This is a genomic window from Catalinimonas alkaloidigena, assembly GCF_900100765.1.
GTDB lineage: Bacteria > Bacteroidota > Bacteroidia > Cytophagales > Flexibacteraceae > Mooreia > Mooreia alkaloidigena.
On record NZ_FNFO01000001.1, the window covers coordinates 359,564 to 372,388 of the forward strand.

Genomic DNA, 12,825 nt, shown 5'->3' on the forward strand with positions numbered 1-12,825 from the left:
GAAAAATGGAGCAATCGCAGCCAGGAAAGCGCGAAAGTCTTACACCGATGGGTAGAAAATCCCGCTGGGTTGTATGACAAAAAGCCGTTTTAAATAGCGTAGGAATGGAAAAATGCTACCTTTGGATTTACAGTGCCAACCGGGCGTCAGACCTACTTTTTGCGAGCGCGGGCCTTATTGTCAGTACCTGGGGCGTATCCCCTACGAAATTATGCTTTCATGAATATTATTTCCATGACATCGGGTGAAATCAGCCACCCGGTTCCCGAAGCGGTGTTGCAGGCAGGCCTCGAGGCCATCAACCAAAATCTGGCCTACTACCCGATCGGGGAAGGAATTTATTCACTCCGAGAGCAAATCGCACGACACTACCAGGCGACGCAGGCCGACATCATGCCCGAAAACGTACTGATTACGGCCGGTGCACGCCATGCCATGTACAGCGTGCTGATGAAACTGCTGTGCCAGACCACCGGCAAAAACGAGGTAATCGTTCCGGCACCGTACTGGTTTTCGCTGCCCGATCTGATCCGCCAGGCCGGGGGAAAGCTGGTGCCGTTGCCCACCGATCCGGAAGACGATTACCGCATCGATCCCAAGCGGCTGGAGGCGTTGATTACGCCGCAGACACGGCTGTTTGTGCTGGTAAATCCCTGCAACCCGTCCGGGAAAATTTATTCGGTCGACGAGATTGAAGCGATTGTGGGCGTGCTCGAAAAGCATCCGCACGTGCACATTCTGGCCGACGAGATTTACGAATTTATCTGTTTCGAAGGGCACGAGTTTCATGCGCATCAGACGGGGGAAACGGCCTCGTGCGTGGCCCACATCGGCAGTTGGCAGTCGGTGGCCGATCGGGTCACGACCGTCAGCGGGTTCTCTAAAAGCTTTTCGATGGCGGGCTGGCGTGTGGGCTACATAGTGGCGTCGGAAAGCTTGATTCAGCGCTACCGCGAGTACCAGGACCTGACCCACGCCGGGGTGCCGATCTATACCCAGAAAGCGGCCGAGGTAGCCTGGCAGGAACGGTACCGCTACCTGCCCGACGTGCTGTCGCAACTCGATGAAAAACGACGACAGGGCTTGGCCATTTTCAAAGCCATCGAAGGCATAAAATGTGTTCGCCCGCAGGGGACGTACTATTTCTTTCCGGATGTGTCGGCGTTCTACGGCAGTCTGGATCATCAGGGAAATCCCATCACCAATTCCGTCGACATGGCGCGGTACCTCTTTACCGACGCCCGGGTGCGCGTGCTGCCCGGCGAAATGTTCGGCAACACCAACCACCTGCGCATTTCGTTCGGAATGCCGCGTCCCCAGATGATCGAGGGGTTGCAACGGGTAACGGTAAGCTTGCGTAAACTGTCCAAGACGGACCGTCCGTCGCAAGTAACCGTTCCTACCCACAATGCAAACTCTCATGAAGAATAAGATATGCCTGGTAACAGGCGCGAACTCGGGCATCGGGAAAGTCACCACGCGTGAATTGTACCGGCAAGGTGCTCAGGTGATTATGGTGTGCCGAAACCAGGAAAAAGCCCTGCAAGTCAAGATGGACCTGGAGGCACAGTACCCCAAAACCGGCGGCAAGCTCGACATCGTGTTGGGTGATTTGTCGCGGCAGGACGAGGTGGTGAAAATTGCCCGTGACGTGCGGCAGCGTTACCGTCACCTGGATGTGCTGATCAACAACGCCGGGCTGGTGGTACAGGAAAAGCAAATGACCGAAGACGGCATCGAGTACACATTTGCCGTAAATCACCTGGCACCGTTTCTGTTGACGTCTTTGTTGCTGGATTTGCTGCGCCAAAGTGACGAGCCGCGCATCATCAACCTCTCGTCCGAAGCGCACCGCATGGCTCGCTTTCAGGTCAGCCAACTGGCCAATCCGAAGAAGTACAACGTTATGCGGGCTTACGGCAACTCCAAGTTGTGTAACATCCTGTTTACGCGCCAGTTGGCCCAACGCCTGCAACCGGAAGGCATCACCGTCAACAGCGTGCATCCCGGGTTTGTCAACTCAAATTTCGGAGCGGGGTTTTCGGGAATCTACAAAGTGATCATGACGCTGTCGGCTCCCTTCTCCATCTCTTCGGAAGCCGGCGCACAAACCAGTCTGTACCTGGCGACGTCGCCCAACGTCAAAGGCATTACCGGCAAGTACTTTGTGGAGAAGAAAGTGCGAAAACCTTCGGAGGCCGCGCTAAGCGACTACTACGCCGATCAGCTCTGGCAACTTTCTGAGCAACTCACGCAACCCGACGCCAAACTCCGCCACTTAAAGGAACGTGAGGCGCAACCGCTCGCGGAGTAGCAAACTTCCGAACGCGAGGACACGTATGTCCAAAAGAGGGGAGCGGTGGACGCGATGTCGTGGCTTCTCCCTCATTTTACTCACGCTAGACCCTGAACCGATGAGAATTCAGCGAAACCCTGTATATAAACCGACCCTGCCGCCTTTCATGATCCGCAAACCGATCTGGTACCTGGGAGAGAAGGAAAATGAAGCGAAAAACGAGTGGTACGAAGACAACCGCGACGAAAAAGGCGAAACGGTAAAGCCGGACGATACGGCCGAGGAAATTAACCGGAAAACGGGCAATAAGCCCAAAAACGACGTGTACCGGAAGTCGGACCGAGCCGAATCGAGCGATGCCGATGAGCCTTACGAGACCAACAAGGATCTTGAGCCCTACGAAACCGACGACTCCAGCAAAGCCGCGCGCAAAGACGAAACGGAGCCGGATAAAAAGCCTGCGGGGTTGAAATACCGGTCGAAAGATATGCACTGAGTGCGACCCGCTATGTCGCTGGTCCATTTTTAGAAGCTCCCTGCCCCACGAAGGGACGGGGAGCTTTCTTGTGAATTGCTCCCTCATCGCCTATGCTTCGTTTTTCCTCTTTTCTCCGCTGCCTTGCGTTCGCCACGACGGCCGTGTTTTGCACGAGCGGCTGGCTACACGCCCAGGACTACCGCACCAGAAGCCGTTCGAAAACGCCCCGGGAGGCCAAACAAGCCGCCGAAGCCGCTATGCCTGTGGGGCAGGACTATCTGAAAGGGCGTTACCTGACCGTAGGGTTGCAGTTGGGTGCGGTGCAGTACCGTGGCGATCTGGCTCCCCGCTTGTTTGCGTCCGCAAAAAAGCCCTTGTGGGGCAGCACGTCAGGCCTGCAGGTGACCAAACGGGTCCATCCCTATGTCACTCTTCGGGCCGATCTGAGTTGGGCACGTCTGCGTGGTGACGATTATTTCAAAGCCAATCCGTTCGATGCGGAGGAGCGGCGACGGTACCTGCGCAACGCCAATTTCAGAAATTCCCTGAAAGAACTTGCGGTAACCGCCGCGATCGACGTACTCCCGGTCGACGATTGGCTGATGCGCCCGCTGCTGATGCCTTATGCACTGATCGGGGTAGGCGTGTTTCACCACAACCCGCGGGTTTGGCTGGACGGCGAGTGGGTAAACGCTGCACCGCTCGGAACCGAAGGGCAACACGCCGACAATGCTGCGGAGAAGGGATACCCCACGCCCTACAAGCGGGTGCAGGTGTCCGTGCCGTTAGGCCTCGGCGTGCGCTATCGACTGACTCCGCAATTGGAACTGAGTGGCGAGGCTACCTATCGTTTTACCACGACGGATTATCTGGACGACGTAAGCGGCACGTTTGCCGATCCGCGGGATTTGTCGCCGGAAGCGCGGCGGCTGGTCAATCGGTCGGCGGCGCGTTCGGCGAGCGGTGCAAGCCGGGGACTGGCGACGCTGTTGGGCAACGACCAGCAGATCCAACAGATGACTCTCGACGGAGAAACGTACGACTACGTGCCCACTTTTTTTCAGCGCGGCAATGCGCGTGGCACCACTTCGGGCAACGATGGGTACGTCGCGTTTCTGATTCGGCTGAGTTACGTTCTCTTTTCTGACTGATGCTAGACCCAGGCCGCCTGGGCGGGCTGCGCGACGTGCGTTTCCAGAAACTGAAGTGCGCGTTGCTCGGACCAGTAGTTGCCCTGGAGGTGATCCAGGCAAAAGCCGCAGTGCCCCCCGGTATTGGGAATTTCTAAAAAGACGTACGGGTGATTTTTGGCTTCTTCGGTGGGGTAGCACTCCAACGAAAGGAACGGGTCGTTTTTGGCGTTGACGATGAGGGTCGGGATGCGAATGCCACCCAGATAATGCCGCGAGCTGCACTTTTGGTAATAGTCGCGGGCACTCCGGAAGCCGTGAAGCGGTGCCGTGTATTTGTCGTCGAACTCCTCCAGCGTACGGATGTCGCGCAGGTGCGTCGGACTGAGCTTGCCGGGCTGCTGCTGCGATTTGTTGTCGATCTTCTGGCGCAGGCTGGACAAAAAGCGCGACATGTACACGTAATTGTCGCGGCGCGCAATTTGCCGGGCGCTGGCCCCCAGATCACAGGGTACGGAAAAGACCATCGCGCGTTCTACGGCGGTCGGCAGATGGTCGCCGCGTTCGCCGACGTACTTCAACACCAGATTTCCCCCCAGACTGAACCCCACCAGCACGACACGTTCGTAAGCATTCTCCGTTAGAGCATGTTGCACCACGTGGTCCAGGTCGTGCGTGGCCCCGCTGTGGTAAAAACAGGGGAGGTGGTTCATCTCCTCACTGCAACTGCGGAAATTCCACGCCAGTGCGTCCCAACCCTGTTGGTTAAAAGCCCGCACCATGCCCAGCATGTAGGGCCGGGTCGAGTTGCCTTCCAGGCCGTGGCACAAAATGGCCAGCGATCGGGCGCGTTTGCCGGGCGTCGCCAGCGACCAGTCCAGGTCCAGAAAATCCTGGTCGGGCGTGGTGATGCGTTCGCGCTCGTACTGCACGTCCGCTACCCGCCGAAACAGGGCCGGCAGAATCGTCTGAAGGTGACCGTTAAAAAGAAAAGCTGGTGAACGATAGTCGGAGAGAGAAACAATCGGCATACATTACCCTTTTTTCGGGCGCTTGAGTTCAAGTCCGGTGAACATCAATGTTAGAAGCTATGTTACAATTTTGTCTTTAATCAACTAAAAAATCTTTACGAAATGAAATTCTTTATAGGATTTCGAAAAGAACGGCGCTGAGAAGGAGCGCATTACTGGCGCCGCCCGGCAGATTTCGGCTGCGGTGCCTTTCCCACATTTGCGTAATTTTGTACGTAGACCTTGTCTACAGAGACCCGAATCAGATCCTATTTCCGGAAATTGAAAGCGTATGTTTGATAGCCTTAGTACGAAACTGGATTATGCCATTAAATCGCTGAAGGGCGAAGGCAAAATCACCGAGATTAACGTTGCCACGACCGTAAAGGAAATCCGCCGCGCGCTGGTGGATGCGGACGTAAACTATAAGGTGGCCAAATCGGTCACCGACAAAATCAAAGACGAAGCCCTGGGGCAGGATGTGCTGATCGCGGTCAAGCCGGGACAGCTGATGGTCAAGATCGTAGCCGACGAACTCACCAACCTGATGGGCGGCACCAAAGTCGACATCAACCTGACAGGCGAGCCCGCCGTGGTGTTGGTGGCAGGGTTGCAGGGATCGGGGAAGACCACTTTCTCCGGCAAGCTGGGCTACCTGCTGAAAAAACAAAACCGCAACGTGCTGTTGGTGGCGTGCGACATTTACCGTCCGGCAGCCATCGATCAGCTCAAAGTTCTGGGCGAACAGGCGGGCGTTGAAGTGTATGCCGAACCGGAGAACCGGAACGCCGTTGAGATTGCGCGCAATGCCATCGCGTACGCCAAAGAACAGCGCAAGAAGGTAGTTATTGTCGATACGGCCGGGCGTCTGGCCATCGATGAGCAGATGATGCGCGAAATTGCCGAGGTGAAAAAAGCCATCCAGCCGACCGAGACGCTGTTTGTTGTCGACTCCATGACCGGGCAGGACGCCGTCAATACGGCGAAAGCCTTTAACGAGCGCCTGAACTTCGACGGCGTTGTGCTCACCAAACTCGACGGTGACTCGCGTGGTGGGGCGGCCCTTTCGATTCGGACGGTGGTGGAGAAACCGATCAAGTACATCGGGACGGGCGAAAAGCTCGACGCCATCGACGTGTTCCACCCCGACCGGATGGCGCAGCGGATTCTGGGCATGGGCGACGTTATCTCGCTGGTAGAACGCGCGCAACAAAACTTCGACGAAGAAGAGGCCCGTCGCCTGCAAAAGAAGATCCGGAAGAACCAGTTTGACTTCAACGATTTCTTGTCGCAACTGGAGCAGATCAAAAAAATGGGTTCGCTAAAAGACCTGGTCGGCATGATTCCCGGTGTAGGAAAAATGGTGAAAGACATGGACATCAGCGACGATGCCTTCAAGCCCATCGAAGCGATCATCCGGTCCATGACTCCCTACGAACGGGCCAATCCAGTCGTACTGAACGGCAGCCGGCGTCGACGGATCGCCGACGGGAGCGGCACGTCGATTCAGGAGGTAAACAACCTTCTGAAGCAGTTTGAAGAGATGCGTAAGATGATGAAGGCCATGAACAACATGGGCGGCAAAGGCGGAATGCCCGTGCCCAATGCCATGCGCCGGTAAGATCGAGTTTTTAGTGTTGCTAGAACAGAAAGGCCCCTTGCGGGCCTTTTTTTATGGCGTCGTGTAAAGGAGGCAGAAAAATTATTTATGTAATATTTTTAGAAAAATTTGATAATTGCCTCGCTCTTGTAGTATATTTGATGTTGAGATGCAACTACAAGAAACTTTCCCAACCCTGCTTCTTGAAATCGTGCCAAAAAAGTTATATTTTTTCGCACGATTTAGTAATATTTTATAACATTGTATATTAATAACAATTTATATAAGATTAGCCACCCTTTTTGCATAGAGTCACGTTACCATACGTTGTGATTCCGTTTAGGGCCTTCTGGCGCATTCTGATATTTAGTTTCGGTCGATTTCGGGCACTGATCAGCCTTCTGTCAAGGACTGTCTCATGCGTTCCATAAACTTCTGTGTCCTTCATGTCTAACCCATCAATCATCACAGCCGATGATCTACAAATTGAAATTGAAAAACTCCGATAAAAGCGTGTTGCTGTCGGCGGAGGCTTACGATTACATTGCCAATCATTTGTATCTGCGTGAGCTTAACTTCCTTCAAAACCTTCGCCTCCATTCCAACGGCTACGCTTTTTTCCAGAAGAACCATCCTACCAAAGACGGTGGCTATCGCAACGAGACCATCTACCTGCACCGCTTCATCGCCGAGAAGTTTGTCGAAAAGCCCGAATCTGACTCCCGCCTATTTGTGAAGATCAAGAACGGTAATCCACTCGATTGTCGGCTGTCAAATCTGGAGTGGGTGCCTTTCTCGCGCGTAATCCGCGGCACCAGCAAAACCCGCAGCAAAACGGGCTACCGGGGCGTGCACAAAGAGCACAACCGCTACCGGGCCGTCTTGTACGATCACGGCACTCGTTACGATCTGGGGTATTTCGACTCGGCCGAAGAAGCCGCCGAAGCCTACAATAAAAAGTCGGAGGAGCTGTTTGGGAAAACCCGCAGTCTGAACAAAATCAAGCGCGTTCCTAGCGAGAAATAAATTACTCCCTCGGTTTACAGACCTTTTTGAGCCTTTCCCCGGGTCATGTGTTTACACTCGGAGAAAGGCTTTGTACGTTTGTGCCGCTTCGGTGCAGCTGCCTCAAGGGCTAGGCACCGCGCCTTTTCTGCCTATATTTGCCCACTGCAATGCAAAAACGATTGATTCTCGATCAGCACCGGCTGCAAATCACCATCAGCCGTCTGTGTCAGCAGCTGGTAGAAGAACACGGTGATTTTTCCAATTCGGTGCTGCTGGGCATGCAACCCCGGGGCATTTTCCTGGCGGAGCGGCTGGCGCGTCGGTTGCGCGAAATGCTGCAACGCGAGGTGCTGCTGGGCCACCTGGATGCCACTTTTCATCGCGACGACTTCCGGCGGCGCGATTCGCCGTTGCGTCCCAACGCCACGCGTGTTCCCTTTGTCATCGAAAGCAAGAAGGTCGTTCTGGTCGACGACGTGCTGTTTACCGGCCGGACCGTACGCGCTGCCCTCGACGCGATGATGGCCTTTGGCCGTCCGCAGAAAGTAGAGCTGCTGGTGCTGATTGACCGGAAATACGGTCGTGACCTGCCCATCGAAGCAAATTATGTGGGCCTCTCGGTCAACTCTCTGCAAAGCCAGCGTGTGCAGGTGGAGTGGGGAACGCCCGGAGCGGAAGAAGACCACGTCTGGTTAGTCGATCAATAAACCTATCGCGCAACGTAACTTATGTCGCAACTCAGTGTCCCGCACCTGCTTGGCATCAAAAACATCACCCCGGAGGATATTCACCTGATTTTTGAGACGGCCGATAATTTCAAGGAAGTGCTGAACCGGCCGATCCGAAAAGTGCCTTCGCTTCGCGATATCACCATCGCCAACGTCTTCTTCGAAAATTCGACCCGCACGCGTCTTTCGTTCGAACTGGCCGAGAAGCGCCTTTCGGCCGATACCATCAACTTCGCCTCTTCATCCAGTTCGGTCAAAAAAGGCGAAACGCTGCTCGATACGGTCAACAACATTCTGGCCATGAAGGTCGACATGATTGTGATGCGGCACAGCAGCCCGGGAGCGCCTCATTTTTTGGCGCGTCACATCAAAGCCAACATCATCAACGCCGGCGACGGCACGCACGAGCACCCCACACAGGCCTTGCTCGATGCCTACTCGATTCGCGAGCGGCTGGGAGACGTGGCCGGGAAGAAAGTTGTGATTGTCGGCGACATTCTGCATTCGCGCGTGGCGCTGTCCAACATCTTTGCGTTGAAAAAGCTGGGAGCGGACGTGATGGTCTGCGGCCCGCCTACCCTGATGCCCCGCTTCATCGGCGAACTAGGCGTGCGGGTGGAGTCCGATCTGCTGACGGCCCTGCGCTGGTGCGATGTCGCCAACATTTTGCGAATCCAGCTGGAACGGCAGCAGATGCACTATTTCCCCTCACTGCGCGAATACGCCATGTACTACGGCGTCAACCGCCACGTGCTGCGGCAACTGGACAAGGAAATTACGATCATGCACCCGGGACCGATTAACCGGGGGGTAGAACTGAGTAGCGACGTGGCCGACTCGGAGCATGCCATCATTCTGGGGCAGGTCGAAAACGGCGTGGCCATCCGGATGGCCGTCCTCTATTTGTTGGCAGGCAATGCGTAAGCGCTCGCGTGCGACCGGTCGTGCCTGCAAGGGAAGAAAGCCGGAACGCGCCGCGGGGAACCGATAGCATAAATTCTGCATTCTGTTCGTTGGCACGATAGAAACTAGAGAAAGATCGGTGATAAGATTTTTGATAAAAACGGCGCTGCTGTGTGCGTTGGGATTGGCCCAGGTGGCGCACGCGCAGGTGTACGAGTGCGAAGAACTACTTTTTCCGCGGCAGGCCGGCAACCGTCTCTACGGCTACATCAACCTGCTGGGCGAGTGGCGGGTCGATCCCGTTTTTGTGAAGGCGGGCGCTTTTCAGGGACGCTATGCGGTGGTGATGCAGGGCAAGCGCTACGGCGTATTGAATTGCGACGGCATTTTGGTAGTGCCGGCCGACTTTGACGAAATCTTGAATTTTTCGGAAGGAGCGGGGTGGGTCCGGCGCGATAAGCTGTGGGGCCTGGTCGACGACCGGGGGCGCATGCTGGTGCCGTTGGCCTTCAGCGAGGTCAAACCGGTGGCGCCGCTGCATCCGTTGCACTGGGTCAAGCGTGACGACAAATGGGGGCTGTTCGACAAGGTACAGCGGAAATTTATCGTACAACCCAAGTACGCCGCCGTGCAGGTGCTCTCGGACGAATCGTCGTTGGTGCGACTCGAAAACGACTTTGGACTGCTGCACCACAACGGCAGTTTCATTCTGCCTTTCGGCATTCGGGAAGTGAGCCGGATCGAGCAAAACGTGTTTTCGTTTCGGGAGGGCGACCACTATGGTGCTTTCGATGTGCTGGGGAACGTTATTCTGTTACCCGACTACGATACCATCGCGATGCGCGACGTCAACATTCTTTTCAAGCAAAAGGGGCTGTACGGCATGACGACCTACCGCGGACAGAAAATTGTTCCGGCAGAATACCAGGCCATCGGCGACTACCACAATGGCCTCGCCCCCGTCCAAAAAGGAGGGAAGTGGGGATACCTGACCACGGCGGGCAAGTTGGTCGTACCGTTGCAGTACGAGGCCGTCCAGCCCTTCTGGAACGGCAACATGGTAGTAAAGGAAAAAGGCAAATGGGGCATCCTCCGTCCAAACGGCAAGTGGCAGGTCGAGCCTGTTTACGATACCATCGCCCGAAATTATCCGCAGCATAACTTTTACGCGGCCCGGCGGAGCGGTACCTGGCAACTACTTGATCTACAAGGCCGACTTCTCAGTGACGAGAAGTTCGTGGCGATCGAGCTTTCCGATCCGGCCAATTTTCTGCGTGTGCGGCAAGGGCAACAGTGGGCGTTCTTCAACAAAGAAACGCATCGTTACATCGGGTCCGAACGCTACGAACAGGTTCGTGCGCTGCAACACGGTGCTGCCTTCGCGCGCCAGCGGGGCAAGTGGGGCGCGGTCGATACGCTGGGCCGGTGGGCGGTGCCGCCGCAGTACGACAGCCTTCGGTACGTGGTGTTTCCGGCACGTACACTGTTCCAGGTCCAGAAGGGCAAGGAGTGGGGCGTGGTAGAGGCCGGGGGAAATGCCGTAGTGCCCGTGGCGTACGAGCGCATCGTGCCCGTAGAAGAAGACTTGCTGTTGAAAGTGAAACAAGCGGGCGCGTGGGGGGTGCTTCGGGCGCATGGCGAGCCGGTACTTCCTCCGGCGTACGCATTTATGAGCAACGGAGAAGATCAGCCGACGTGGCCCGCCTGGCCGGCCGTGGTCGCACGCAAAGAGAAGTGGGGATTGTTGAGCGAACAGGGTACGGAAGTAGTCAAGCCTAAATACGGACCCATTCAGGCGCTCGGGGAAGGGTGGTACGCCTGGGAAGAGAAAGGCAAGTTAGGCCTTCTGTCGGCCAAAGGCGAAGAAGCACTGCCGCCGACTTACCTGGAAATTCGCCATTTTGAACACAATTGGGCCGCCGCCAAACGTCCCGAAGGGTGGGGCTTTATCAACCAGCGGGGTAATCCGGCCACCGAATTCGTCTACGAGGAAGTGACAGATTTCAACGGCACCTCGGCGTACGTCAAACGCAATGGCAAGTGGGGGGCCATCAACCGGCAGGGAAAATACCTGCTGCCGCTGGAGTACAGCGGCTACCACATTTTGCCGGACGGCACCCGCCGGTTGTACAAGTAAGGCATTCCTCATCAGGCGACTGGGGCGCACCGAAAACTGCTGGCGCGTGTTCTGATCTTGAAACGCGCTCGTCTCCCTTGCGGCCTTTTTCTGTACTTTTGTTTTAACCAACCATTGCTTTCCAGCCATGTATTATAATTCCATCGTTGAGACCATCGGCAACACACCGCTGGTGAAACTCAACAAGTTAAACCGGGGCATTGCCGGAACCATCCTCGTAAAAGTAGAATACTTCAACCCCGGCAATTCGGTGAAAGACCGGATGGCGCTGAAAATGATTGAAGATGCCGAAAAAGCGGGCATCCTGAAACCGGGGGGCACCATCATCGAAGGCACGTCTGGTAATACGGGCATGGGCCTCGCCCTGACGGCCATTGCCAAAGGGTATCGCTGCATCTTCACGATGTCCGACAAACAATCGCAGGAGAAAATCAACATTCTGCGGGCCGTAGGGGCAGAAGTCGTGGTATGTCCAACGAATGTGGCCCCCGACGATCCGCGGTCCTATTATTCCGTGGCGCGGAAACTGAATCAGGACATTCCCAATTCGTTCTACCCCAATCAGTACGACAACATGTCGAACTCGGCGGCGCACTACGAAACCACTGGCCCGGAAATCTGGTCGCAGACCGAAGGGCGCATCACGCACTTCGCGGCGGGAGTGGGCACTGGCGGCACCATGTGTGGCGTGGCCAAATACCTGAAAGAGCAAAATCCTGAGGTATTTACCCTGGGCATCGATACCTACGGCTCGGTGTTCAAGAAATACAAGGAGACGAATGTGTTCGACGAGAACGAAGTGTACCCCTACATGACGGAGGGCATCGGGGAAGACATTCTGCCGAAAAACGTGGATTTCAGCCTGATCGACGAGTTTGTGAAGGTGACCGACAAAGACGGCGCGGTAATGACCCGTCGGCTGGCGCGCGAAGAGGGGCTGTTTGTGGGGTGGTCGTGTGGTTCGGCGGTGCACGGTGCGCTGGAGTGGGCGCAGGATCATCTGAAAGAGGGCGACACCATGGTCATTATTCTGCCTGACCACGGTACGCGTTACCTCAACAAGATCTACAACGACAACTGGATGAAGGACCACGGTTTTCTGGAAGCGCGTGAGTTTTCCACGGCCAAGGACATCATCCGTCACCGCAATGGCGACAGCCGCCTGATGACGGTACCGGCTTCCGGGAAGGTGCTGGAGGCCATTCGGTTGTTAAACAAAGAGGGCATTTCGCAGATTCCGGTCATGGACGAGCAGCAGCACATTGTGGGCAGCCTAACCGATAGCAAGGTGCTGCATCACCTTATCGAAAATCCGGAAATCAAAGACCGGGAAGTGCGCGAAATTATGGACCCGCCGTTCAAGTTTGTTGCCCTGGACAGCACGGTCGATGTGCTTTCGTCGTTGATCGACAAGGAAAACAAAGCCCTGTTGGTGCGCGACGAAGTCAACCGGATTCACATCATCACCCAGGCAGATCTGTTGCTGGCTGCCACGAACTGATAAGTAAGCAAAGCAAAAGCATAAAAAAGGCGCC

Annotated in this window: 11 protein-coding genes; 10 read left to right on the plus strand and 1 reads right to left on the minus strand. The window is 55.6% G+C overall.

Features of this window, described 5'->3' with window-relative positions:
- Positions 1-219: 219 nt before the first annotated feature.
- The 4 genes from BLR44_RS01445 to BLR44_RS01460 all read left to right on the plus strand — a co-directional run bounded on the left by BLR44_RS01445 (position 220) and on the right by BLR44_RS01460 (position 3,925).
- Positions 220-1,431, plus strand: coding sequence for a pyridoxal phosphate-dependent aminotransferase (locus BLR44_RS01445; RefSeq protein WP_089678180.1), 1,212 nt, complete (start codon positions 220-222; stop codon positions 1,429-1,431).
- Positions 1,421-2,314, plus strand: a complete 894-nt coding sequence (locus BLR44_RS01450) for an SDR family oxidoreductase (RefSeq protein WP_218126990.1) — start codon at positions 1,421-1,423, stop codon at positions 2,312-2,314. The genes BLR44_RS01445 and BLR44_RS01450 overlap by 11 nt, the downstream gene beginning before the upstream one ends.
- Before the next feature lie 148 nt (positions 2,315-2,462).
- Positions 2,463-2,792 (plus strand): hypothetical protein, encoded by a 330-nt coding sequence (locus BLR44_RS01455; RefSeq protein ID WP_089678184.1) that lies wholly within the window; start codon positions 2,463-2,465, stop codon positions 2,790-2,792.
- A gap of 92 nt (positions 2,793-2,884) precedes the next feature.
- Entirely contained in the window at positions 2,885-3,925 is a 1,041-nt protein-coding gene (locus BLR44_RS01460; RefSeq protein WP_089678186.1) for an outer membrane beta-barrel protein, read from the plus strand.
- A gap of 2 nt (positions 3,926-3,927) precedes the next feature.
- On the opposite strand, the gene BLR44_RS01465 is transcribed toward BLR44_RS01460, so the two are convergent.
- Complete coding sequence (locus BLR44_RS01465) at positions 3,928-4,935, minus strand: YheT family hydrolase (RefSeq protein ID WP_089678187.1); 1,008 nt, start codon at positions 4,933-4,935, stop codon at positions 3,928-3,930.
- A 271-nt stretch (positions 4,936-5,206) separates the two neighbouring features.
- Between BLR44_RS01465 and ffh the strand changes: the two genes are divergently transcribed.
- From ffh to BLR44_RS01495, 6 genes are all read left to right on the plus strand, one after another.
- Positions 5,207-6,535 carry a signal recognition particle protein gene (gene ffh / locus BLR44_RS01470; RefSeq protein ID WP_089678189.1) on the plus strand — a complete coding sequence of 443 codons (1,329 nt, stop codon included), beginning with the start codon at positions 5,207-5,209 and terminating at the stop codon, positions 6,533-6,535.
- Positions 6,536-6,988: 453 nt separating this feature from the next.
- Positions 6,989-7,540, plus strand: a complete 552-nt coding sequence (locus tag BLR44_RS01475; protein WP_089678191.1) for an HNH endonuclease — start codon at positions 6,989-6,991, stop codon at positions 7,538-7,540.
- A 149-nt stretch (positions 7,541-7,689) separates the two neighbouring features.
- Positions 7,690-8,229 (plus strand): bifunctional pyr operon transcriptional regulator/uracil phosphoribosyltransferase PyrR, encoded by a 540-nt coding sequence (gene pyrR, locus BLR44_RS01480; protein WP_089678193.1) that lies wholly within the window; start codon positions 7,690-7,692, stop codon positions 8,227-8,229.
- Between the two features lie 21 nt (positions 8,230-8,250).
- Complete coding sequence (locus BLR44_RS01485) at positions 8,251-9,174, plus strand: aspartate carbamoyltransferase catalytic subunit (protein WP_089678195.1); 924 nt, start codon at positions 8,251-8,253, stop codon at positions 9,172-9,174.
- 130 nt (positions 9,175-9,304) lie between these two features.
- Positions 9,305-11,290: a WG repeat-containing protein gene (locus tag BLR44_RS01490; protein WP_089678196.1), complete on the plus strand. Its 1,986-nt coding sequence runs from the start codon at positions 9,305-9,307 to the stop codon at positions 11,288-11,290.
- Positions 11,291-11,417: 127 nt separating this feature from the next.
- Entirely contained in the window at positions 11,418-12,791 is a 1,374-nt protein-coding gene (locus BLR44_RS01495) for a cystathionine beta-synthase (RefSeq protein WP_089678199.1), read from the plus strand.
- Positions 12,792-12,825 lie beyond the last annotated feature (34 nt).